This window comes from Paenibacillus sp. GP183 (assembly GCF_900104695.1).
Classification (GTDB): Bacteria; Bacillota; Bacilli; order Paenibacillales; family NBRC-103111; genus Paenibacillus_AI.
The window spans coordinates 4,041,371-4,065,679 of the sequence record NZ_FNSW01000001.1 but is presented as its reverse complement, the minus strand read 5'-3'; the positions used below and the strand labels follow the sequence as shown (position 1 = coordinate 4,065,679).

The window sequence follows — 24,309 nt, the reverse complement described above, 5'->3', positions numbered from 1 at the left end:
ATGTCTGAAACGACGATTCAACCGGGTTCTGTCAACGTCATAAAGGAGCAAGCCGCGAGCCCTTGGCGGGATGCGTGGAAAGGCTTCAAACGGAACAAAATGGCCTTGTTAGGGCTATTCATCATTGTATTTTTCATCGTAGTCGCTATCTGCGCCCCCCTTCTAACTACGTACGATTATAAGGCACAATCGCTAATGGACCGGCTTCAGCCGCCGTCAGGCCAGCATTGGTTCGGTACGGACGACCTCGGACGGGATTTGTTTACCCGTATTGTATACGGCTCTCGTATTTCCTTATGGGTCGGGCTTTTCTCCGTAAGCGGATCCGTCGTCATCGGAACAATGCTCGGTATTCTCGCTGGATATTACGGTCGGTGGGTGGATATGCTGATTTCGCGCCTGTTTGACATTTTGTTGTCGTTTCCCGGCATTTTGCTGGCCATTGCAGTCGTAGCAGCGCTCGGACCGTCTCTGCAAAACGCCCTTTATGCGATCGCCATAGTCAATGTGCCGACCTTCGGACGGCTTGTGCGCTCGCGGGTGCTTAGCCTCAAGGAGGAAGAATTCATCACTGCGGCACGTGCGCTCGGGATGAAGGATCGCCGCATTCTGTTAAGCTATATTCTGCCGAATAGCTTGGCGCCTATTATTGTGCAGGGTACGCTGAGTATCGCGACGGCGATCATTGAAGCGGCCGCTCTCGGTTTCCTCGGCCTTGGCGCCCAGCCGCCGGAGCCGGAATGGGGCAAGATATTGTCTGATTCTCGCCAGTTCATCGATACAGCTCCATGGACGGTTATTTTCCCAGGCGTTTCGATTGTGCTTACCGTGCTCGGGTTCAACCTGATGGGAGATGGTCTGCGCGATGTGCTGGACCCGCGTATGAAGCAATAAAGCATTGTCCCTGATTTATATGTAAAATAAGCCTTCAATTCCACTTCGATAGTGGTTTTGAAGGCTTTTTGCCTAGATGTTCATATTCGGATCATAATCCGCAACGACCAGAACATCCATATGCCGGACTAGTCGAAGCAAGCGAATGACCACAGATCCTTTCCAGAGCTCCTCCCAGAAAAATTGTTTGGACTGGCCAACGATGATTTGAGAGGCACCCGCTTCTTCAGCTTTAGCTGCAAGAACCTGGGGGATTTGATTTGTACCTTCAGAAAAATGAATTTCAAATTTGCCGCCTAAACGAACCGTCAGCTTTTTCAGTACCTCCAAACGCTTATTCAAATCATGATTTTCACGAGGATCCGTTTGAACAAAATTGACATACCAGGCAGCCTTTAAACGATAGGCGATACGAAATCCCCTGCGTATCAGCCTTTCCGCGTGAGGCGTATCATTCACACAAACAAAAATAACTTCTTTTTTTCGCCAGGGACCTCTCAGCGAGCTTTTACGCTCCAGGGATTCCAGTCGTTCATCCACGTCATCGGCAATCTCACGCAAAGCAAGCTCACGTAATGCAATCAAATTTCCTGTTTTAAAAAAATTACTTAGCGCCTGGTCCACTTTTTGCATGTCATATACTTTGCCTTCCTTCATTCTTTGCTGCAGGGCCTGAGGGGAAACATCGATTAATTGAACTTCGTCCGCTAAGCGAAGGATGTCATCTGGAACGGTTTCTCTTACTTTTATTCCGGTAATTTGATGAACGGCGTCATTCAAGCTTTCCAGGTGCTGCACGTTAACCGTTGTAATGACATTAATTCCAGCTTCAAGGATCTCTAGCACATCTTCGTATCTCTTTTTATTCTTGCTCCCCGGAACATTCGTATGGGCCAGTTCATCAATCAAAACGACATCCGGTGCACGGCGAATAATAGCTTCCGTATCCAATTCTTCCAAAACCAAGCCCTGATAATGAATAGACTGCCGAGGTATGATTTCTAAATCATTGACTTGAGCCAAGGTCTCTTTACGCCCATGCGCCTCCAATAGACCTATACAGACTTGAATGCATTTTTTTTTCAAATCATTGCCTTCACGAAGCATGGTATAGGTCTTTCCAACACCGGGCGCAGCTCCGATATATACTTTAAATTTGCCGCGTTTAATTTCACCGATTCGTTCTTTTACCTCTTGATTGCTCAATCGACGAAACATTTCCGTCTCATTTATAGGTGAGGTCATTTTTGCAGGAAGAATACGCTCTCCCTCATGCTCGGCTCGATCCGCCATCAAAAATACATCAATATTTTTTGTCCTTCTTAAAATATCATTGACAATGGAACCCTTCCAAAATTCTTCCCATCGTGTATGTTTGGAATGACCTAAAACGATGCGGGTCACATTTTTCTCTGTTGCGTAGGCAACCAGTATTTTAGGAATGGACCTGCGACTGACAATTGGCAGTTCTTCAAACTCCCCTCCTACTTTATCCACAAGCTTGACTATCGATCTTTTAAACGTCGTTTTTTCTTTGGACATGGCCCTTTTGGCATCATGAAAGCAAACGACCAGCAAATCTCCATTCAGTCTTTTTGCGACTTGGTCGCCTCTCCGTACATATAAGGAACCATTCCAATGATATTGAACGGATACCAGAATCCTTTCGGTTGCGCCGGAAGGGCCAACCATTCCCATCTCTTCCCTATGTTTATCCAAGGAGTCATTGACACCTTCGGCAACAAGCCGAAGAGCAAGCTCTCTTAATACACCGAGGTTGCCGCGCTTGAATACGGATTTATCCTGATTCACCTTCAGATTCCCTTCGGCCATGCGGCTCAGGATGGTTTCCGGTGTTACATCAATGAGTCTGACCTCATCCGCAAGCTCCAAGGTATCGGAAGGGACCGTTTCCGTAACTTCAATTCCCGTCAGCTTCTTGGCCATCTCTTTAGCGCCTGCCAATTCATAGACGTTAACCGTTGTTATCACGCTTATATCTTTGCTGAGTAAATATTTAATGTCTTCCAATCTTGTGGCAAATTGAGCCCCCGCTCTATTTCGATGAGCCAGCCCATCCACCAAAACCACTTCCGGATTGCGTTCGATGAGCATATCCAGATTCAAATCCTTTTGTTCGATCCCATCTTTAAACCAATGAATACTGGGAATTTTTTCCAAGTTTCCCAGCTGTTCTATGGTCTCAGGTCTTTGAAGAGTAGTCACCGCACAAATCACAACATCGATGCCCTGCTGTTTTAATAACTGGCCCTCTCTGAGCATGTGATAGGTCTTTCCAGAACCCGTAACGGCTCCAAGGTAGATTTTCAACCTGCCCCGGTGGAGATTAGAGATCGATGCCAGGATTTCTTCAGGCGTTTTTCTCTTAAAGCTGTCCAATATCATCACCTTCCGGTCGTATAAACTTCAAAAGCCGCTCCTTTTGAAAAGGAGCGGCAGCTTGCTTCATTTACTTTTGCAGCTGGAGAAGACCTAGATTCAAATCAAGCACGTTCACTCGCGGTTCTCCGAAAATGCCGAGCTGTCGATTCATCGTTTGCTTATCTATTAATTGTTGAATAAGATCAGCAGATACCCCGGTTTCAGTGCTGATCCTGGGAACCTGAGCCCTTGCGCCCTCAGGCGAGAGGTCCGGGTCAAAACCAGACCCCGAAACAGTAACCAAGTCCGCAGGAACATCATTCAGCGTTGGGTTTTCTTTTTTCAATGCATCAATTTGATCGGATATCCCTTTGACATAATCACTGTCTGATATCGCCACATTAGAGCCAGCCGAGCTTTTCGGGTCATACTTAGCAGCGGAGGCTCGAGGGTGAAAGAACTTGGGTGATTCGAAATTTTGGGCCAGCAGCTCGGAGCCTTGAACGACTCCATTAGATTCAATTAAACTGCCGTTCGCTTGTCTAGGAAAAATGGCTTGTGCAACACCCGTCGTGACGAGGGGATAGATCAATCCGCAGATCACCATTAGGACAATAGAGGCTCTTATAGCTATCCAGGTCATTTTCATAGTTATTCTCCTGACTCATTCAAATTAGACTATTTGCAATCCATGTAAGATCAAATCGATGATTTTAATGCCTACGAAAGGTACGATTACTCCGCCGACACCATAGACAAGGATATTTCTGCCTAACAGTTTATCGGCTGATTGCGGTATATACTTCACACCTCTCATGGCAACGGGAATAAGCAGCGGAATAATGATCGCGTTAAAAATTAAAGCCGAAAGAATAGCTGACTGCGGTGAAGCCAAGCTCATGATATTGAGAGCTTGCAGCTGCGGGAAGGCTATCATAAACATCGCTGGAATGATCGCAAAATATTTGGCGACATCGTTTGCGATAGAAAAGGTAGTCAAGGCACCGCGAGTAATCAGCAGCTGTTTTCCAATAGAAATTACGGATAACAGCTTCGTTGGGTCCGAATCGAGATCGATCATATTGGCCGCTTCCTTGGCTGCCATGGTACCTGAATTCATCGCGAGTCCCACATCCGCTTGAGCAAGCGCCGGAGCATCGTTCGTACCATCACCGGTCATGGCGACTAATTTGCCTTCCTGCTGCTCGCGTTTAATGGCGGCAATTTTATCTTCAGGCTTCGCTTCGGCAATAAACTCATCTACGCCAGCTTCTTTTGCAATGGTAGCTGCGGTTAACGGGTTATCTCCGGTACACATCACCGTTTTAATTCCCATGGCCCGGAGCTCTGCGAAACGCTCTTTAAGTCCCGGTTTCACGGTATCCTTCAAATAGATGACACCATAAATTTTGCCGTTTACTGCAACAGCCAGCGGCGTTCCACCTTCACGGGCTATTCCGTTTGACTTCTCTTCCAAGTCACTCGGAATACTCCCGCCTTTAGCGGATACATATTTTTTAATCGCATCGACAGCACCTTTACGAATCTCTGTACCATCCTTCAAATTGAGCCCAGACATTCGGGTTTCAGCACTAAACTCCACAGGATCGGCGTTTTCGTATTCATTCATTGCCCAGGTTGCGCCATTCTTATGAGCCAGCTCTACCACAGAACGTCCCTCGGGAGTTTCGTCTTTAATGGAAGCTTGTAAGGCAATTAAGGTGATCGTTTTTGCCGACTCTCCTCCAACAGGAAGAAATTCTGCTGCCATCCGATTTCCGAAAGTGATGGTACCTGTTTTATCCAGAATCATGGTATCAATATCGCCCGCGGCTTCTACCGCTTTACCTGACATGGCAAGTACATTGAATTGGGTAACACGGTCCATCCCTGCAATCCCGATAGCAGAAAGCAAGCCGCCAATGGTCGTCGGAATCAAACAAACGAGCAAGGCAATCAAGGTGGCTACATCCAGATTAACGCCAAGGTAATTCGCAAAGGGTACGATGGTCATGATCACAATCAAGAAAATTAACGTAAGAACGGCTAATAAGGTAGTCAGGGCAATCTCATTAGGCGTCTTCTGGCGCTTGGCGCCTTCAACCAAGGCAATCATCCGATCCAGGAAGGACTCGCCGGGATCCGTCAGCACTTTCACTATAATGTAGTCGGATACGACCCTTGTACCTCCGGTAACGGAAGAGAAGTCACCGCCTGCTTCTTTAATAACGGGAGCGGACTCTCCGGTAATGGCCGACTCGTCTATAGATGCCAGCCCTTCAATAATCTCCCCATCCGAAGGTATGATTTCTCCAATATCGACACGGACGATATCGCCCTTACGCAGCTGCGTTGAAGAAACCTGCTTGAAGCTGCCGTCTTTTTGTACAAGGCGGGCAATCGTATCGGATTTGGTTTTCCGTAAATTATCGGCTTGTGCTTTTCCTCGACCTTCAGCAATCGCTTCGGCAAAGTTGGCAAATAATAAAGTAAATAAAAGAATGAAGAATACTGCAAGGTTATATCCACTGCCCACGCCTGTTGTTCCGAAAGCATCGGGCGCAAAGGATAAGATAAGGGTAATCAGAGTTCCGATTTCCACCACAAACATAACCGGATTTTTAATCAGAACTGCAGGGTTTAATTTTTTAAACGAATCCAGTAATGCTTGATTTACAATTTGTTGGGAAAGTGTTTTACTTCGCACCGCAGCCATATGAATCCTCCTCTAATTTCAGTGATGCTAATGAAGCATGCCTAATTGCTCTGCAATCGGCCCTAACGCAACGGCCGGGAAGAAAGTGAGCGCCCCTACCAGCACGATGATCATGATCAAAATTCCTGTGAATAGTGTTGTATCTGTGCGTAAGGTTCCTGTAGATACCGGAACAACACGTTTGGTTGCAAGTGAACCGGCAATAGCCAGCATACAAATAATCGAAATGTAGCGTCCAAAAAGCATAACAAGTCCTATCGACATGTTATAGAAATTCGTATTGGCTGACATACCGGCAAAAGCAGATCCGTTATTAGCCGCTCCCGAAGTGAAATTATACAAGACCTCGGTAAGGCCATGGAATCCCGAGCTAGAAATGGATGTGACGGATTCCGGGCGCATTAAAGCAATGGCAGTAGGCACCAATATGAGCACAGGATGTATCAGAAGCGCGATGGATGCGAGTTTGATTTCCTTACCTTCAATTTTTTTCCCAAGAAACTCTGGCGTACGTCCGACCATCAATCCACAAATGAATACGGACAATATGACATACATAAGCCCATTGAGAAGTCCCACACCTTTACCGCCATAAACGTTATTCAGCATCATCTCAGCCAGTGGTACGAATCCGCCCATCGGCGTAAGCGATTCGTGCATATTGTTTACCGTTCCTGTTGTTGCCGCTGTCGTAGCAGTTGTAAAAAGTGCTGATTCCGATAGACCGAAGCGAACCTCTTTACCTTCCATATTACCATGAATCCCTAGGGCTTGAAGAGCCGGTGTGCCCTTAAATTCAGCTACGAAAACAGTAATCAGCATGACTAGGAAAATGATGCCCATAGCCGTGAAAACAGTCCAACCTTGTTTCTTATTGCGGATCATCACACCGAAAGCATAAACCAGTGCGGTTGGAAGCAGCATCATGCTAAGAATATGAACTAAATTGGTTAAGGGTGTTGGATTCTCAAATGGATGTGCGGCATTCGTACCAAACCACCCTCCACCATTTGTGCCAAGATGTTTGATGGATTCCAAGGAAGCAACCAATCCTCTGGTGATCGTCTGTGTCGCCCCTTCTATAGTTGTAGCGTCAACAGCACCCGCTATGGTTTGTGGGATTCCTTGAAAGACAAGGAACAACGCAACAATAAAGGAAAGAGGCAAAAAGACCCGAGTGATGGAACGGGTGATATCCACAAAATAGTTACCCAGATTATCCTGTCTTCCAATTAATCCTCTGATAAAAGCAATAGCTAACGCAAAACCAGTTGCAGCTGATGTAAACATCGGAAACGTGATAGCGATCATCTGGGATAAATAAGATAATGTGTTTTCTCCGCTGTAAGCCTGCCAGTTCGTATTGGTAATAAATGAAATGGCTGTATTAAAAGCTAAAGTCGGAGGCACGTTGTCAATATTATCCGGGTTTAAGGGTAAATATTTCTGAAGTCTAAAAGTGGCATAAATCATAAGGAGCATCACAAAGTTGGTAACCAGCATCGCACCTAAATATTTCTTCCAGCCCATCGATTCGTCTTCACGTACACCAATGGTTCGATAAATCAATCGTTCAAAGGGACCGAATACGCGATCCAGCTTTGTCTTCTCAGAACCGAATACTTTCACTAAGTAGCTGCCAACAGGCTTGACAAGCAGCATAATAATGACAAGCGTAATGGCTACCTGCACTATTCCCATTCCCATTTAAAAATCTCCTCCTGCTTGTAGATGCAAATTGTAAAATAATCGATCTTTCTAAAACTTCTCCGGCTTGATAAGTACAAAGATGAGATATACAACAATGGCTAAAGCGATAATCCCAATCCAGATCATGGTTTTCCTCCTAAGAGTTTTGCTTTTGCAAAACTGACTTCGTAAGCATAAACTTGAGTTTTGCTTCAGTAAAACTGACTTCGTAAGCATAACTAAGAAGATTATGTCCGTTCACTAAATACCGTAAAACCCCATAACGCTAAAAATGAAATGATAAAAATCAAAACCATGACAAAATCGTTGTACATGGTATCACCTCCTCCTGCACGAAAACCTTCTTGATTAGCTTAGTAAAAAAGAAACATGGTCGTTATTTGTATACAACACGTGATTCGCGCCTAATCCTTTATATATCATTCTTGGATGAGTGCTTTGTGTAATGACGTAGATCGGTTCAGTGGTCCATTGCCGGCAAATTTGAATGTAGCGGCAACACGCGGATACACTGTTTTCAAACAGATAAATAGAGCCTACAGCTATTTCCGGGACCACCCATTTGCTGTGATTTTTAGTATCTACCTGTATAATTTGATTTATACGCAAATTTTCCATACGTTCGCGCAGCGAACTGCAATTGACCAAAGCAGCAAACGGAATTCCCCGATTTTCCAAGAGATGAATAAACTTTTCACCCATTCCATTCGGGGCATAAACAAGAACATAGCTTTGTGGTTCCAAGTGAAGCCACCTTCCTTACATTAAAAAGAAGCTACAGAGAAGAGGAATCTTCACGTAGCTTCATTAGGCACGGCAAAAAAAATCCGTGATTCAGATAACGATAGATTATTGCCTCTCTCGGACACGCTTGCGAGGTTAGCTGTCGGATTCGGGCGTGAGAGTCGCCCTACCTAAGATGCAAGCCTTACGCTTGTCATCATTGGATTCACCCCATGGCTGCACCCGTATATTTCGGGTAATAGCCGCCTGGTTCCCCCGATTCCTTTCAATTCAGGAATTCAGCGAATAAAGATATGTTTTCATTAATTTTTCATTTTAGGGCATTAGAAAACCACAGAGTACCCACCCTGCAGTCGTTGTTTACGCGATCACAAGCCTCATCATCCTCTCATGAACAAATACTTAATGTTGCAATAAGTTGTTGTTCGAACTGCCACGCTTACGAGGTTAGCTGACGGATTCGGGCGGTGAGAGTCGCCCTACCCGGTATATGAACTCCATGTTGTTCATATACCGAGATTCACCCCAGATCCATGTGAACGGCTCTCACACCGCGCACATGTACCTTTTTGGTTCCCCCGTTCCCCTGCTTGCAGGAAACTCAGCGATAAAATTTGGAAGCTTTATTTTCAATCATGAATCGTATCATACGCCTCTCTCCTAAAACTGTAAAGAACAACAGAAATGCTTATTCGATGATGTAAGTCTAAATGTGAAATATTACATCTGAAATGTCCTTATTATCTTCCATTTCCTTCAATAATCTAAGGATTAGGCTTCTTTTCATAATTTTCACCACAAAACAGAGAAATAATAAGCAATCATGTTAATAATAAATGGTAAATGCCATTGAACTCGCTTACATAAGATAAAAAAGCGAAAATATCGCGAATAAACACCTCCTTTATGTTTTACATTCAAAATAGCTCGGCGTATGATTCATTTCATAAACTTCATAGCATTATTCACAATCGCTTAATTCCCGAAAGGGAAGCGGGGGAACCAGGGATAAACGGCTGCGATGTCTAAGCGACGCGCGCGTTTATTTGAAAAAACCATTCAGGAACTATGGTTTTAGGGGTGAATCCATGTACGACAAGCGTAAGTCTTGCGTACGGGTAGGGAATCTCAATTCCGAATCCGACAGCTAACCTCGTAAGCGAATTGAGAGAAAACTTTCGTGCCGCCTGCCAGGTGTTTTTAACTGTGAATGCAAAGTCCACGACTAGAGTTTCTCTAATCGCGGGCTTTTTTTGTATAAAATTATTGGTTCATAGGAGTGATTACATGTTAAGCCCATCTCGTTATTATTTAGGATGTATGTCGAGATTGCTTGAACCGGAAACATTAGAATACAAATGGTTTGGGACTTTGTGGACAATAGAGAAATCACAACAAATTGTAGTTGGGTATTGGTTTGGTCACCGAAAAAATGACATTATCCAAAAAGTGACCGAGCTCGGAGTTACAAACTGGAATGAAGTACTCGATATCGAAAACATTCATGATATTTATAATTCGATCCGTAAAAAGCAAAAAGAAATGGATTGGACACATCGTGCCCGATTACCTGTATATACAAACTTCAAATTGCCGTGGAAACATGTATTACCTGGATGGTATCTCATTCGTTCCCGAAATCAATACCCCTTCCATGTTTCTGCCGTACAAAAAAAGAGACATTTCATCTGGTTAGAGCATGCGGCCGTTTGTGAAAATGAGAAGGATCTTATGGAGTTTTTGCAAAAAGTGAATCAAGAGCACCACATCGAACTACAAAAAATGAACTAAAATAGATCAGGAGCGTGCCATATTTATGATAGAGCTATCGGACCCCTTACCCGTTTTGGACAACCAGAAAGTATTAAACAGCAAAATATGTTCTATGGAAATTTACCAATTTGATTGCCGGTTTGCAGAAAAACGAATCCGTGATTTCAGTAATTGTCATTGCGGTTTATTCAGAATCTCAAGTAACGGCATCTCTGGCTGGGGAGAATACAGGGTGAAAGACGAACATTTCGATTTCATTCGATGGGCATCAGTTTTTATGCATATCAAGGGCCTGTCCATATCCGATGCCGTCCATTTCGTGCAAAATCATAAAGAACCATGGGGAACTATAAGAACCGAGCTCGCTTCTTCCGCTTTACAGGACCTTATAACTCATTTACAAAATCCGAATATTAATGTACCGCAAAATATAAATATTCCAATGGAGCGTTCTTTTTTGTTCGATCAATCGCAATCCTACTTTTCTTTTTAATCATTGATTAATTGTGGTTACCAAAATATTGGTTAGCCCTTAACATAAACTATCTCCTATTGTAAGTACATCTAACTGAGGAGGGCATATGACAAAAATAATCAGTTCCGGTTTCCAACCAAGACAGCCCCAGAAATGCACGGGATGTGTCTGGGGTAGATGGGATGGATCGAAACAATATTGCTCGAGAATTCTTTGTGTTAAAAGGGCCCAAACGAAGTTGAAATAGGTGCCCCCTCTTTATGAGGAGTATATTGACAAAATAAATCCTTTGCAGCCCATATGACGGCTGCTTTTTTCTTGTCAGTTCACATTTGAAATCCGTCCATGTTCATCCTACGGGCATAAAACCGTAAAAACAGAGATTTAATAAGTATTCATATTTATAATAAATGTCATTCGGCATTGAATTCGCTTACATGAGGAAAAAAAGCTAAATTATCCCCATTTAGAGCCTGAATTATGGTTTACTTTCAAATCAGCTCGGCGTAATATTCAATTCAACAACTTCATTATTTCGCAATCGCTTAATTCCCGAAAGGGAAACGGGGGAACCAATAAAAACCATGAAAGAAATGTATGGTTTTATGGGGTGAATCCACGGCTGTTACTCGCTCATATAGCCGATGGTAGGGAACTCTCAATCCCGAATCCGACAGCTAACCACGTAAGCGAATTGAGAGAACGGCTATCGTGCCACCTAACAGGTGTTTTTAACTGTGTATGCAAAAGTCCACGATTAGAGTTTCTCTACTCGCGGGCTTTTTTTGTATAAAAATCTTATAAATTCATAGGAGTGATTACATTATGATAGAACTAACGGACCCCTTACCCAAATTGGAAAACCAGAGTGTATTAAATCGCAAAATATGCTCCATGGAAATTTACCAATTTGATTGCCAATTTACAGAAAAACGAATCCGTGATCTCAGCAATTGCCATTGTGGTTTATTTAAAATCTCAAGTAATGGCATCTCTGGCTGGGGGGAATATAGGGTCAAAGACGAACATTTCGACTTCGTTCGATGGGCTTCAGTTTTTATGCATATCAAGGGCCTCACCATATCCGATGCCATCCATTTCGTGCAAAATCATAATGAATCATTGGGAACTATAAGAACTGAGCTCGCTTCTTCCGCTTTACAGGACCTTATACATCATTTGCAAAATCCGAATACTAATGCACCGCAACATATAAATATTTCATTGGAGCGTTCTTTTTTGTTCGATCAATCGCAATCCTACTTTTCCTTTTAAGATTTAGAGATACTGTAGGGAGATAGATTTAGTGAAAGGGAAGGATTCTATGATGAGCATTATATATTTTATTGTGATATTCATTTTGTGGATTCAGTGGATACATTGGTTGATTACGCGCTATCCTGAAATTCGTAACATTCATCAGGACAGGAAGATGTTATACCGAACTTCGGTATTCCTTCTTTTTATTGGCTCAATCATCATGAGCTACTTTGCAGCCCAAATGGCTTCGAGGACTCAAATTCCCGAATTTACGGGAATTACATTCATAACGATCTTATTTATTGGGATGATTGGTATCGTATTTTTTAGAGTTTATATAAATAACAGAATTCAAATATTCAAGACAACCGTAGTTTCTGGTTTCGTATTCTCGTTGCTGTTACTTGGTATGGGGTTATTTTGTTTCATTTCATTGAATACTTCCAGATAGGCTTTGTGATGGCACTTGTACCTAATAGAGGAAGGCCATAGGGCACAAACAATCATCGCTAAGGTGGTCTCCATGAATCAGAATTCCAATCGGACTTTTAGTTCAATCTTAATCTTGCAAGCTTTAAAAGGGAGTATCTGGAAATTAAATCCTTTTTATATGATGAAAAATCCGGTTCTATTTGTCTTAGAGATAGCAACCTTGCTGATATTACTGATGATTGTGTTTCCGTCGTATTTTGGCACTGAACATAAAATCAGTTATAACACCATCGTGTGTTTGATTTTGCTGTTCACGATTTTGTTTGCCAATTTCGCGGAAGCGTTGGCCGAAGGACGAGGAAAGGCGAATGCCAATAGTCTTCTCCGTGCAAAAAAAGAGCTCATGGCTAAGCAAATTCTCGCTGATGGATCCATCCAAAGCATGTCCGCTGCTAAACTGAGTAAAGATGATATAGTGCTTGTTGAGCTAGGGGATGTGATACCAGGTGACGGTATTATCATTGAGGGTGTCGCAGCTGTGGACGAATCAGCCATTACAGGAGAATCTGCCTTTGTCATCAAACAAGCCGACACTGATTCCAATTTCGTTACCGGCGGTACTACCGTTGTGAGCGACTGGATTAAAGTGAAAATAACAGCTGAATCCGGGAACTCCTTTCTGGATCGGATGATTTCCATGGTCGAGAGTGCGAAGCGTCAAAAAGCCCCTAACGAAATTGCCCTAAACACACTTTTGGTCATCTTGACTTTAATATTCCTTATCGTAGTTGGTACCTTATATCCTTTAGCCGCTTATTCAGGCGTTCAAGTGGATGTTACCACGTTAATTGTGTTGTTTGTATGTTTAATTCCGACCACAATAGGAGGACTGCTCTCGGCGATCGGTATATCTGGAATTACCCGGGTGATGCGCTTTAATATACTAGCCAAATCAGGAAAAGCTGTGGAAACGGCAGGAGACATCAGCACTATTATTTTAGATAAAACAGGTACGATTACATTTGGCAATCGAATGGCTTCCGAATTTGTCGCCGTGTCAGGGGCATCGTTTCAGGAATTGGTTGAGGTAGCTCTAATTACCTCCATATTCGATAATACCCCGGAAGGTACATCGGTGCTTGAGCTTGGTAAACAGCATTCCGTTGATTCCGTCTTGCGAGCCTACCAAGGGGAGGTCATTGCCTTTACTGCGGAAGAACGTATGAGTGGATTGAATCATAACGGGATCTTTTATCGTAAAGGGGCTGTAACAACGATTTGCAGCTACGTCACACAGCGAGGCGGACATATTCCATCTGATCTGCAAGAAAAAAGCGATTCCATAGCTTCAACAGGCGGTACTCCGCTCGCAGTAAGTAAAAATAACCAGATTCTCGGATTGATTCATTTGAAAGATACGATAAAACCGGGAATGCGTGAACGCCTGCAAGCTTTGAGGGCGATGGGTATTAAAACGATTATGTGCACAGGAGACAACCCACTCACCGCTGCAACTATTGCCAAGGAAGCAGGTGTAGATGAATTCTTCGCCGAGAGCAAACCGGAGGATAAAATCCGGATTGTCAGGGACGAGCAAGCTCGCGGAAAGCTTGTTGCTATGACAGGAGACGGCACAAACGACGCACCTGCATTAGCCCAAGCTGATGTCGGGATCTCCATGAACAGCGGAACGGCTGCAGCGAAAGAAGCAGCCAATATGGTGGATCTGGACTCTGATCCGACCAAAATTATTGAGGTTATTTCCATTGGCAAACAACTGCTTATTACACGAGGAGCCGTGATGACTTTCAGTATTGCCAACGACTTTTCAAAATACTTTGCCATTATTCCCGCCATGTTCGCAACATCTCTACCTGAATTTCAAGTTCTCAATATCATGGGGCTGCAATCACCAACAAGCGCAGTGCTGTCGGCTTTAATTTTTAACGCAGTCATTATTCCGCTATTAACTCCACTCGCACTTAGAGGTGTCAAATACAAACCAATAGGGGCCAATCAGCTTTTATTTCGCAATCTGATGATTTACGGGGTGGGTGGCGTCATTTTCCCCTTCATCGGGATCAAGATCATTGATCTGCTCCTAAATATCATTTAACAGCTTGTAGAACTGGAGAACATACAATTGGATAAGCTCATACATATAAGAAAAAAAGAAGAGGACAATAAAATTTTTCTTCGTATCATAGCCGTCAATCTGCTGTTTGCTGCTCTGATTCCTTTTGGTTTACAGATGAAATTTCCTCATTTCCTATTCAGTGTTGCTGGGACGATCATAGCAGCTTGCTTGCTTTATTTCATGATTCGTCACCATTTAAAGGCTGTTCGTCAAATAGAAGCCCTACATTGGGAACGGGAAGAAATTAAATTTCGCTCCACACTGGAAAGTATTCAGGATGGTTATTACGAGATGGATGCAGCTGGTAATTATATCTTGATTAATCCATCTATGGTCAACATTTTGGGGATTGGCGTTGGAAACATGCAGGACCGTCACTACACAAATTTTATGAGCAAAGAAGACGCACAAAAAATGAAGCAAACGTATCAATGGGTGTACCATACAGGAAAAGCCGTCAACTGCGTGGAATGGGAGATTATCCGCGAAGATGGCACCAGCAAGCCTGTGGAAGGGTCCATTGTGCTCATTCGAGAATCTGCAGATGGGATGCCTACAGGTTTTCGCGGTATTGTACGGGACATCACGGAGCGTAAAGATGCTCAAAGAATGCTGGAAGAAAGCAGACATCGTTATAAGTCTTTATTTGACTATAATCCCGATTCGGTATGTTCCTTTGAATTGGACGGAAAATTCGTGACCATAAACCCCGCAACGGAAAAAATTATTGGTTTTACTGCCCATCAATTAACCGGCCGAACTTGTGGCCATCTTTTTCAAAAAGAGAGAGTCTTCCCTATCTTCAAATATTTTCTTAGGGCCAAAAGAGGAATCTCTTCCAGTTTTGAAATCTCTGTGCAGCATAAGAAAGGATACTATGTCCAACTGCAGGTACGACTCGTACCCATTATCATAGACAAAAGGGTTGTTGGTGTCTATGCAATAAGTAAGGACATTACCGAAAATAAACAAGCTGAAGATACGATCAATCATATGGCGTACCACGATGCGCTGACGGATTTACCCAACAGAAGACACTTTATTGATCATCTGACTTTGGCGCTTGATCAAGCGGCGCGGGGGCATCACAAGCTTGCTGTTTTGTTTCTGGATTTGGACCGATTCAAGTATATCAATGACTCATTGGGACATACATTTGGAGACAGTCTTCTGCAAACCATTGCGGAACGTTTAAAGACATGTGTGGAAGGGAAAGGAACAATTGCACGAATGGGCGGCGATGAGTTCACCATTCTTCTTCCTTTAGTTACGGATGAACAATTAATTGTGCATACAGCCGAAAGTATTATTAAAGTCATTAATAAGCAGATTATCATTGAGTGCCATGAGTGTACAATCACAACAAGCATTGGTATTAGTATTTATCCAAACGATGGAACGGATGCCCAAACATTGATGATGAACGCCGATGCCGCGATGTATCGCGCGAAAGAAAGCAACCACAATAAGTATCAGCTTTTCATGCCGACCATGAGCACCCAAGCATCCGAACGGCTCGAATTGGAGCAAGAGCTTCGTAAAGCAGTGGAACGAAATGAATTTGTCTTGTTTTACCAGCCCCAGCTGGATTTTGAATCAGGAGCCATTACTGGGGTAGAGGCACTCGTTCGCTGGCAGCATCCAAAACGGGGAATGATATCCCCGGCCGAATTCATTCCTTTGGCTGAAGAAACAGGATTGATCATCCCGATTGGTGAATGGGTGCTGCGTACGGCTTGCCGACAGAACAAAGAATGGCAGGGCGCAGGCTTTTCTCCAATCCGGGTTGCTGTTAATTTGTCAGTGTATCAATTCAAACAGGATAATATCATAAACAAAGTTGCCGAAATTTTAAACGAGACTGGTTTAAATCCTATTTATTTAGAGCTGGAGATTACAGAGAGCATCGCCATGCAAAACCCGGAGCGAATCATTATTACGTTGGAAGAGTTGAAGAAGCTCGGCATCCAAATCTCCATTGATGATTTCGGTACCGGCTATTCTTCGCTTAGTTATCTACGGGATTTTCCGATAAATCGGTTGAAAATCGACCGTTCCTTCGTCATGGATATAACCCATGGCTCAGGTGATGCTGTGATAGCTTCCTCGATCATCGCAATGGCCAAGAGTCTGAGCCTTGAAGTCATTGCGGAGGGTGTAGAGAATGAGCTGCAGTTCGAGTTCTTAAAAGATAAAGGCTGTAATGAAATGCAGGGTTACTTCTTCAGCAAGCCGCTCCCGGCTGAATCTATCCAGGCCCGATTTTCTCTAGTATAACAATTTGTCTGTATGGCAATTCAAACAGTCCGTCTCCTCTTGCATGAGGGCGGACTGTTTATTTTTCTAGCTTTATCACAAGCAAATCTACCTCCGCCTGCGGCTCAGGAAAGCTGTTCTTGCGTAATTCTTTACTCCACAAAAATCGGCACAATCTCTCTCTCATCCACACGTATTAAACCGACATCCGTAATCTTCAACCCGGGGCTCACCGGTAAAGAATGCGTACTAAATGACACAGTATCCGCCCTGTTGTTTAAAACCGCGGAACAGGTTTAGAATCTTGCTGATTCTTCCTATATTCATTGGGCGTGCAGCCGATTTCTTGCTTAAAAATTTTGGAAAAATGGGAGTAGTTTGCATGCCCTATTTTGAAGGAAATTGTATTTACTGACAAATTAGTGGTCTCTAGCAATTGTTTTGCAACCTTGATTCGGACTTGAAGGATATAGGTCCCTAATGAAATTCCTGTTTCTTTTTTAAACAACCGGGCTAAATAATCAGGATTGAGATAGACGATTTCCGCCAGACTGATTCTTGTCAGATCATTTCCCAAATGAGTGTGGATGTATTGCTTTATTTCTTCGACAACGGACTTTGGTTGTGTTACGAAATCTCGGTACTCCATTGCGGTAATCACTAAATATTTGAGATATTTCTCCATATCCTCAATGGAATTCAGAGACTGTACAAATAATTGGTCATTCGTTCTTCCAAAATACAGTTTGTGAGCTTGTATCTCTTTACCTTTGAGAAAGGAGTAAACAATCTGCACCATATCCAAACGGAATAAGCTCAAAACGGACACGTTTAAAACTTGGTTTTTTACAAGGTTTTGCAAATATTGGGTCGTTTTTTCAAGAAAAGTGATGGGATTGTCTTTGTTTAACAGCTCATCCAAAAGTGCCAAATCGGGCGGCGTATAAGCCGCTTCATTTTGACGATAATGTTCCAGGAAAATAGTTTGATTGCGAGACTTGATAATCTCTTCGTTCATATGGATCAAATGTTTGATTACCGGGTGTGTTTCTTCCAGCCTGGAGGAGATGGCAATATTACAGCACGCGTCGCATTTGAGAAATTTGTTCGCCTTTGGAATAAAAGACGAACAGATTCCTTCGATGATATGGGAATCGGGGGAATGCTTCCATTTCAATATAGCAACCCAGTTGAATTCCTTATATTCCAGGATAGCTTCAATAGAAAAAGAAGGATCCTGAAATAATTCAAACAGCACATTTAGCAGCGCGAAATCAAAAAGGTCTTTATCCTCCTTGCCCAAGCTTCGGTCATATGGAAAAATATTGATTAGAACGGGTAGAAATATATCATTTGTTTGATAGGAAAGGTTTTGCTCATTAACTGCATGCACGATAGCGGCTGGTTTGGACAGTGAAGTTTTTTCCATGATCAGCTTGCGCCAGAAATGCTCCGTTATTTTCTTCTCATTTTTCTTCCAAAAGTAGCCTTCCCGTATCGCTTTCTCTTTAGTTTGATGTTCATTTGCTCTAGCGACAGCTTTTTGGATGATAAGCGACAATTTATCAAACTCGATCGGTTTTAGAAAATATTCAAAACTCTGCAATTCAATTGCTTTTTGTGCATAGTTGAAATCGGCGTAATTGGTCAGGAATATAGCCTGAACACTGTAATGCTCCTCACGAATCCAGGCCAGGAGTTCCAGCCCGCTCCCCTGTGGCATTTCAATATCGGAAATCAAAATTTGAACAGAATGCTGTTGGAGAATGTCCTGTGCATGAGCAACACTATTAGCCGTATAGACAATGTCAATAGAAAGCGATTTCCAATCAATTTTCTTTTGCAACGCGGTTACGACAAAATAGTCGTCATCAACAAGCAATGCATTCATCATGATTCTCCTCTCATATTTTTTCCTCCGCAAGGTATGGAAGGTGCAAGGTGACACAAGCACCGCCGTTTTCAATATTGGAAAAACGAATCCTTGCTTTTTTATCATAAAGAAATTCAAGTCTTTGAAGGGTATTCATTATTCCAATATGAGTTTCCTTGGTTTGATCCAAGGATTGCCCGTTTGTTAATTTTTCCAATACATCCGATGAAAAACCGGGGCCGCTATCAGATATCTGGATAACGACTGTTTCTTGTTCCTCTTCTAAACAGCTGCTTACAGTAAGCATGAGCTGTACCTTATTTACTCTCGGAACGGCGTATTTGACCGAATTTTCAATAAAAGTTTGAAGTATAAGCGGCGGAATTCTCACATCGTACGTGTCCTCTGCCTGTTCGATGCGATAAGAAAATGCATTTCGATAACGGTTCTTTTGAATTTCCAGATAAATTCTGACATGCTCTATTTCGTCTTGCAATCTGACAAAATCCTGGCCGTTCTGGAAAATATACCGAAAATACTTTGAAGTGGATATGGTCATCTTTTCAATTTCTTCGTTCATCTGCATCTGTGCCATACTGTAAATTGTAGTCAGGCAGTTCAGGAAAAAGTGGGGTTTGATTTGCAATTTCATAAAGTCAAGCTGGATTCTTTGCTTTGCCAACTCCCGTTCATAAATATCAATCTTGTATTTTTTTATTTGCTCGACAAGATCTATAAACTTTATGTTCGCTTGTTCGAGTTCGGAAATTTTGCTGCTTTTTAATTCCATAGGCTCATTTTCCTCAATAATAAGCGTCAGGTTTTTCGAAAAGTTCAGGATCGGTTTTAGCACCCTTTTCTTAATATATAGGATAATGACACCCAGCATAAAGGTGATGAAGAGGAACAGAAGCATAATCAGCAATTGGGCAATCATGATTTTTTCAAACGATCCGAACTTGATTACCATGTTTACCGAGAACGATGCTTTTGAAAATGGTCTGCTGACGGTGGTTCTGGACTGTAAGTGGTTCAGCACGGACGTCTTTGCCGCATCTTTTTGCAGAGCTTCTCCGTTGTTCGATATAGGACTGGTGAAAATATTTCCGTTATGATCTACCAGGGAGGCGTACCCGTTTTCCCCCAGATTGAGCTGATGCAACGGTCGTACCAGGTCATCTGCGGAGATCAGACCGATCAAATACCGATCATTGTAAGGAACGATATTAATGATGTAATATTTATCATTTACGAGGGCAAGCGTCCAGTTGGAGAATTGTTCGTATACCTTTTTATTCTCTACATTGGTATCCATCTGTTTTTTTAACTCCTGATAATCGGGATACGATAGAGTCATTGGCGCGATGTTCGTCATAAAATTCGGTTTTTTCAGATAGATGAAAAAATTATACGCTTGGCCATAATTTCTTTGAAGTTCGGAAAAATGTTTATACAGCGCATCATTTGACTTTAAAAACCCGACTATATCGGTTTCGTATGACGTCTCCATACTACTCAAGCTTTCATCGTTGACGAGCGTCCATCCCATATATTCGTTCATATAGGCGAAATCATGGTCAATCCGGTTGATATAAAGATCTGCCGTCTCCTGCAAATACCATGTTGATTGCTGCTTGACAATCGAAATTGCGGCAAAACTGATGACACAATCCAGAACCAGTGCAGTGACCATAATAAAGAGCATCATATTTATGTAGTAGCGAATGGGATACGGTTTGTTCTTTGTTCTTTTTATCAAATGCTTCATGCAGAGTTCCTTTCTTTCCGCTTCAATTAATGAATGCGCTTTCTAGTCCCTATAAAGCTATTATAAAGCTATTGGCGAAAAAAAAGACACACTGATACTTTTGTTTTTTCCCCCAAGTCCGGAAAGCACATAATAAAGTCCGAATATTGTCATGATTGATGTATGGTATTATTGCCGTTGTTCCGCTTAAACCAAAATAGGAATCAAAAATGTCCGAATCACGATTTTTAAATGTCCAAATAACATTACAAATAGGAATTATAATAAAGTAGTTGAAACGAGAAAGGGGAATCTCTTTGAAAACAAGCCAACTAAGCATCGATATTCAGCGTACAAGCGGCTGGATAAGAAGGAATTGGGGCCTGTATGTGCTCCTGCTGCCCGCAGTGGTGTTGCTTCTTTGTTTTTCCTACAAGCCAATGTATGGCGTCTTGATTGCCTTTAAAGATTACACCCCAGCTTTAGGAGTCACAGGAAGTCCCTGGGCAGGATTCAAGTACTTTGAAAAGTACTTCCATTCCTTTCAATTTTCAAGAACAATTATTAATACGCTGGTCATCAGCATTTACAGCCTCGCTACGTTTCCGATTCCGATCATGCTTGCGCTGATGATCAATCAATTGCGAATAAACCGGTTCAAACGGTTCTTCCAAACAGTGACGTATATGCCTCATTTTATTTCCACCGTTGTTATGGTAGGTTTGATACTGATTCTGCTTTCTCCCAGCAAGGGTTTGATCGGGAATATTTATCACCTGTTTGGAGCTGAGGCTCCTGATCTGCTCGGTTCAGCTGGATTATTCAGCGGTTTGTTTGTATGGTCCAATGTGTGGCAGCAAGCTGGATGGGACAGTATCATTTATATCGCGGCGCTCTCGGCGGTTGATCCGAGCTTGTACGAAGCGGCTACTGTGGACGGAGCAAGCCGATGGCAGAAGGTCCGGTATATCGATATTCCAATGCTAATGCCTACGGTAATAACTCTGCTTATCTTGCATTTGGGCACACTCTTGGGTGTTGGCTTTGAAAAAATCTACCTCATGCAGAACGACCTGAATATCTCCGCAAGCGAGGTCATTTCTACCTATGTGTATAAGATAGGGCTTTTGAGCAGCCAATACAGCTATTCCTCGGCAATCAACTTATTTAACACCATCATTAATTTCATTTTGCTGATCGTTGTGAATAGAGCCGTAAAAAAATTTAGCGATAGCAGCCTGTGGTAATAGAGAGGAAGGATACTATGGAGATAGTGGAGGCAATGACAAAATCGACTACGCGGAAGGTTAAGAAACCATCTTCCGACGCTTTGATGGAATTGCTGCTATATATTGGTGCGGTTATTTTACTGGTCATCCTAATCTATCCGCTTTACTTTATGGTAATCGCGTCCTTCAGCGATCCGGCTGCGGTCGCAAACGGGCAGATATGGCTTTTCCCAAAAGGGTTTACCCTGGATGGCTATAAAGAATTGCTGAAGCACAAAAATATATGGATCGGTTACAGAAATACGATTGGATATACGGTTGTTGGTACAGCAATCGGTTTAGCCGTCAATCTATCAGCGGCATACGCGTTGTCGCGAAAAGACCTGGTCGGCCGTAAATTTATCTCGTTATTTTTTATCTTTACGATGTTTTTTAACGGTGGTCTGATTCCTACGTTTCTGACGATCAAGGACTTTCATCTATACAACACATTTCTCGTGATGGTGCTGCCTTTCTCCGTTGCTGTGTTCAACATCCTCGTAGCACGGACCTTCTTCCAGAACAGTATCCCCGATGAATTGTGGGATGCAGCGCAGCTCGATGGATGCGGCAACCTGCGATATTATGTACAAATCGTTCTTCCGCTTTCAAAAGCGTTGATTTCGGTGCTGGGCTTGTGGACCGCCGTCGGCTATTGGAATTCCTATTTCAATGCCTTGATTTATTTAAAAAATGAGGATCTGTACCCCCTGCAGTTAATTCTGCGGAATATCCTGATTACCAATTCAGCGCAGTTTAATATCGAAGCCAATAGTGAAGCGGCAGCCATCGCTGCGCGTCTCTCTAACCTTTTGCGCTATTCCGTTATCATTATTTCTACCTTGCCCATCATGTGTGTCTATCCGTTTGTGCAAAAGTATTTTAATCAGGGGGTGATGATTGGCGCGGTGAAGTCATAGGCAATTCGCAGTTACAAGCAGTATAAAATCGTATTGGGAGGGTTCTCGAAAGGTGATAAAATCGAAAATAATGTCAAGAAAACTGCCTATCGTTCTGGTCCTGGCATCTTCGCTGTTGTACACAGGTTGCAGTACCAGCACTAGCAACAACAATACTACAGGTTCACCTGCTGCTAACAAGAACAGCAATTTTAACCAAGAGGGCATGCCGATTGCAAAAGAACCGATTACGCTGAATGTGCTGACCGTTCGCTATAACAACATGGGAGATACCTTTACCAAAAACAAATGGCTGCAGGATTTAGAAAAACAGACCAATGTTAAAATCAATTGGGAAGTACAATCTACCAATGATTGGGCTACTAAAAAAACCATAATCATGGCCGATGGTAAGCTTCCGGATATCATATTCGGTGACATTGTGTTTACAGATTCCGATATCGTCAACAATTTAAGCTCTTTCCGTCCGCTGGATGATTATATCGACAAATATATGCCCAATCTTAAAGCGGCCATGAAAGAATCGCCGGAGATGAAGAAAATTAGTACTTTTCCGGACGGGAAGATCTATTCCTTGCCCGCAAGACTTCCTTCACGACCGATATCCGCTAATCTGCCTATCATCAACAAAGTCTGGCTCGACCGCCTGGGGCTGAAACCTCCCACTAACATTGATGAACTCTATACGGTACTGAAAGCCTTTAAAGAAAAGGATCCGAATGGGAACGGAAAACAGGATGAAATTCCTGTCACCGGATCGAAAAATACAAACTGGGTAGATCTTCTGAGTCCATTTGGCTTTACTGACTTATATGGCAATAATTTTAATAACACAAATATCAGCAATATGATCCTCAAAGACGGTAAACCGGTATTCTTTCCAGCGACAAAAGAATATAAAGAAGGACTTAAGTGGGCGAATAAATTGTTTTCGGAAGGTTTGATCGACAAAGAAATTTTCGTACAGGATAGTACGATGAGAACGGCGAAGCGCGATAATCCGGACATTGCGATTATAGGGTTCGACTATGGGTGGACACCGGATGCCCCTTTCAAAAAATGGAAAGACGAATATGTGGCCATTCCGCCAATTGCCGGTCCGGATGGAAAGCGTTACCAAATTGGTGACCCGAATGGTTTAAGTTTTAGACGCAACGAATTGTTGATCTCTGCCTCAAGTAAATATCCGGAGATCGCTGCGCGTTGGGCGGACCAGTTCTATACCAATGAAGCAAGCATCCAGAATTTCTGGGGTGCGATCGGTACGGTCATTGAAAAGAAAGACAACAACACTTACACGCTGATGGACCCTCCGAAGGGCACCAGCGCGGACGCATGGTATTGGGAGCAATCCGTCCGGGATTTCGGTCCCAAATATGTGAGTCCGGCATTTGAGAAGAACATCCTGCTGAGTCCTAACTCCGGAGATGGTCTGAAGTTGGTCATTGACAAGCTTGGCAAGGATTATGTAACTGCGCCATTCCCGCATGTTATGCATAACAAGGAAGAGTTCCAAGAGTTGCCCACCCTTTTAACGGATATCAACAGTTATATAAGCCAAACTCGCGCCAAATGGGTATCACAAGGCGGTATCGACGCAGAGTGGGACGGTTATGTTAAAAAGCTCAACGATATGGGACTTGAAAAGTTGGTTAAGATCCACACTGATGCATATAATCGTTACAAGACTGTAAAATAGGCTTTCATCTGTATATTCAGATG

The 24,309-nt window shown here is 42.9% G+C and carries 16 protein-coding genes and 4 riboswitches; of the genes, 8 read left to right on the top strand and 8 right to left on the bottom strand.

Annotated elements, in window-relative coordinates:
* Positions 1-894, top strand: coding sequence for an ABC transporter permease (locus BLV33_RS20005; RefSeq protein ID WP_090795691.1), 894 nt, complete (start codon positions 1-3; stop codon positions 892-894).
* Positions 895-966: 72 nt separating this feature from the next.
* Here the strand turns inward: BLV33_RS20005 and BLV33_RS20000 are convergent, their stop codons facing one another.
* The 6 genes from BLV33_RS20000 to BLV33_RS19975 form a co-directional block, all read right to left on the bottom strand.
* Positions 967-3,300 carry a histidine kinase gene (locus BLV33_RS20000; protein ID WP_216234798.1) on the bottom strand — a complete coding sequence of 778 codons (2,334 nt, stop codon included), beginning with the start codon at positions 3,298-3,300 and terminating at the stop codon, positions 967-969.
* Positions 3,301-3,364: 64 nt separating this feature from the next.
* Complete coding sequence (gene kdpC / locus BLV33_RS19995) at positions 3,365-3,925, bottom strand: potassium-transporting ATPase subunit KdpC (protein WP_090795688.1); 561 nt, start codon at positions 3,923-3,925, stop codon at positions 3,365-3,367.
* A gap of 24 nt (positions 3,926-3,949) precedes the next feature.
* Positions 3,950-5,992 (bottom strand): potassium-transporting ATPase subunit KdpB, encoded by a 2,043-nt coding sequence (gene kdpB, locus BLV33_RS19990; RefSeq protein WP_090795686.1) that lies wholly within the window; start codon positions 5,990-5,992, stop codon positions 3,950-3,952.
* Positions 5,993-6,019: 27 nt separating this feature from the next.
* Positions 6,020-7,693, bottom strand: a complete 1,674-nt coding sequence (gene kdpA / locus BLV33_RS19985; RefSeq protein WP_090799077.1) for a potassium-transporting ATPase subunit KdpA — start codon at positions 7,691-7,693, stop codon at positions 6,020-6,022.
* A gap of 57 nt (positions 7,694-7,750) precedes the next feature.
* Positions 7,751-7,828 carry a K(+)-transporting ATPase subunit F gene (gene kdpF, locus BLV33_RS30855; protein WP_139305843.1) on the bottom strand — a complete coding sequence of 26 codons (78 nt, stop codon included), beginning with the start codon at positions 7,826-7,828 and terminating at the stop codon, positions 7,751-7,753.
* A gap of 222 nt (positions 7,829-8,050) precedes the next feature.
* Positions 8,051-8,446, bottom strand: coding sequence for a hypothetical protein (locus BLV33_RS19975; RefSeq protein ID WP_253187121.1), 396 nt, complete (start codon positions 8,444-8,446; stop codon positions 8,051-8,053).
* A gap of 109 nt (positions 8,447-8,555) precedes the next feature.
* A riboswitch (cyclic di-AMP (ydaO/yuaA leader) is annotated at positions 8,556-8,740 on the bottom strand.
* Between the two features lie 127 nt (positions 8,741-8,867).
* Positions 8,868-9,063, bottom strand: a riboswitch (cyclic di-AMP (ydaO/yuaA leader).
* A gap of 345 nt (positions 9,064-9,408) precedes the next feature.
* Positions 9,409-9,622, top strand: a riboswitch (cyclic di-AMP (ydaO/yuaA leader).
* Between the two features lie 111 nt (positions 9,623-9,733).
* Here BLV33_RS19975 and BLV33_RS19970 point away from each other — a divergent pair.
* From BLV33_RS19970 to BLV33_RS19945, 4 genes are all read left to right on the top strand, one after another.
* The gene (locus tag BLV33_RS19970; protein ID WP_090795681.1) at positions 9,734-10,237 is read left to right on the top strand and encodes a hypothetical protein; all 504 of its coding nucleotides are present in this window, start codon (positions 9,734-9,736) and stop codon (positions 10,235-10,237) included.
* Positions 10,238-10,451: 214 nt separating this feature from the next.
* Complete coding sequence (locus tag BLV33_RS28895) at positions 10,452-10,712, top strand: hypothetical protein (protein WP_139305784.1); 261 nt, start codon at positions 10,452-10,454, stop codon at positions 10,710-10,712.
* 514 nt (positions 10,713-11,226) lie between these two features.
* A riboswitch (cyclic di-AMP (ydaO/yuaA leader) is annotated at positions 11,227-11,400 on the top strand.
* Positions 11,401-12,477: 1,077 nt separating this feature from the next.
* Positions 12,478-14,502 carry a potassium-transporting ATPase subunit KdpB gene (kdpB, locus tag BLV33_RS19950; protein WP_090795664.1) on the top strand — a complete coding sequence of 675 codons (2,025 nt, stop codon included), beginning with the start codon at positions 12,478-12,480 and terminating at the stop codon, positions 14,500-14,502.
* 27 nt (positions 14,503-14,529) lie between these two features.
* Complete coding sequence (locus BLV33_RS19945; protein WP_090795660.1) at positions 14,530-16,800, top strand: sensor domain-containing protein; 2,271 nt, start codon at positions 14,530-14,532, stop codon at positions 16,798-16,800.
* 256 nt (positions 16,801-17,056) lie between these two features.
* Here the strand turns inward: BLV33_RS19945 and BLV33_RS19940 are convergent, their stop codons facing one another.
* Positions 17,057-18,673 carry a response regulator transcription factor gene (locus BLV33_RS19940; protein ID WP_366414826.1) on the bottom strand — a complete coding sequence of 539 codons (1,617 nt, stop codon included), beginning with the start codon at positions 18,671-18,673 and terminating at the stop codon, positions 17,057-17,059.
* Between the two features lie 10 nt (positions 18,674-18,683).
* Positions 18,684-20,420: a sensor histidine kinase gene (locus BLV33_RS19935; RefSeq protein WP_253187120.1), complete on the bottom strand. Its 1,737-nt coding sequence runs from the start codon at positions 20,418-20,420 to the stop codon at positions 18,684-18,686.
* Positions 20,421-20,716: 296 nt separating this feature from the next.
* Here BLV33_RS19935 and BLV33_RS19930 point away from each other — a divergent pair, with 296 nt between their 5' ends.
* The 3 genes from BLV33_RS19930 to BLV33_RS19920 all read left to right on the top strand — a co-directional run bounded on the left by BLV33_RS19930 (position 20,717) and on the right by BLV33_RS19920 (position 24,286).
* Positions 20,717-21,646, top strand: coding sequence for an ABC transporter permease (locus tag BLV33_RS19930; RefSeq protein WP_090795653.1), 930 nt, complete (start codon positions 20,717-20,719; stop codon positions 21,644-21,646).
* A 17-nt stretch (positions 21,647-21,663) separates the two neighbouring features.
* Positions 21,664-22,587 carry a carbohydrate ABC transporter permease gene (locus BLV33_RS19925; protein WP_090795649.1) on the top strand — a complete coding sequence of 308 codons (924 nt, stop codon included), beginning with the start codon at positions 21,664-21,666 and terminating at the stop codon, positions 22,585-22,587.
* Between the two features lie 70 nt (positions 22,588-22,657).
* Complete coding sequence (locus BLV33_RS19920) at positions 22,658-24,286, top strand: extracellular solute-binding protein (RefSeq protein ID WP_090795644.1); 1,629 nt, start codon at positions 22,658-22,660, stop codon at positions 24,284-24,286.
* Positions 24,287-24,309 lie beyond the last annotated feature (23 nt).

Coding starts and splice junctions, on each gene's coding strand:
- BLV33_RS19940 (WP_366414826.1), bottom strand. CDS start 18,673: ATGATGAATGCATTGCTTGTTGATGACGACTATTTTGTCGTAACCGCG.
- BLV33_RS19925 (WP_090795649.1), top strand. CDS start 21,664: ATGGAGATAGTGGAGGCAATGACAAAATCGACTACGCGGAAGGTTAAG.
- BLV33_RS19920 (WP_090795644.1), top strand. CDS start 22,658: ATGTCAAGAAAACTGCCTATCGTTCTGGTCCTGGCATCTTCGCTGTTG.
- BLV33_RS20005 (WP_090795691.1), top strand. CDS start 1: ATGTCTGAAACGACGATTCAACCGGGTTCTGTCAACGTCATAAAGGAG.
- kdpB (WP_090795664.1), top strand. CDS start 12,478: ATGAATCAGAATTCCAATCGGACTTTTAGTTCAATCTTAATCTTGCAA.
- BLV33_RS19935 (WP_253187120.1), bottom strand. CDS start 20,420: ATGAAGCATTTGATAAAAAGAACAAAGAACAAACCGTATCCCATTCGC.
- BLV33_RS20000 (WP_216234798.1), bottom strand. CDS start 3,300: ATGATATTGGACAGCTTTAAGAGAAAAACGCCTGAAGAAATCCTGGCA.
- kdpB (WP_090795686.1), bottom strand. CDS start 5,992: ATGGCTGCGGTGCGAAGTAAAACACTTTCCCAACAAATTGTAAATCAA.
- kdpC (WP_090795688.1), bottom strand. CDS start 3,925: ATGAAAATGACCTGGATAGCTATAAGAGCCTCTATTGTCCTAATGGTG.
- kdpF (WP_139305843.1), bottom strand. CDS start 7,828: ATGATCTGGATTGGGATTATCGCTTTAGCCATTGTTGTATATCTCATC.
- BLV33_RS19970 (WP_090795681.1), top strand. CDS start 9,734: ATGTTAAGCCCATCTCGTTATTATTTAGGATGTATGTCGAGATTGCTT.
- kdpA (WP_090799077.1), bottom strand. CDS start 7,693: ATGGGAATAGTGCAGGTAGCCATTACGCTTGTCATTATTATGCTGCTT.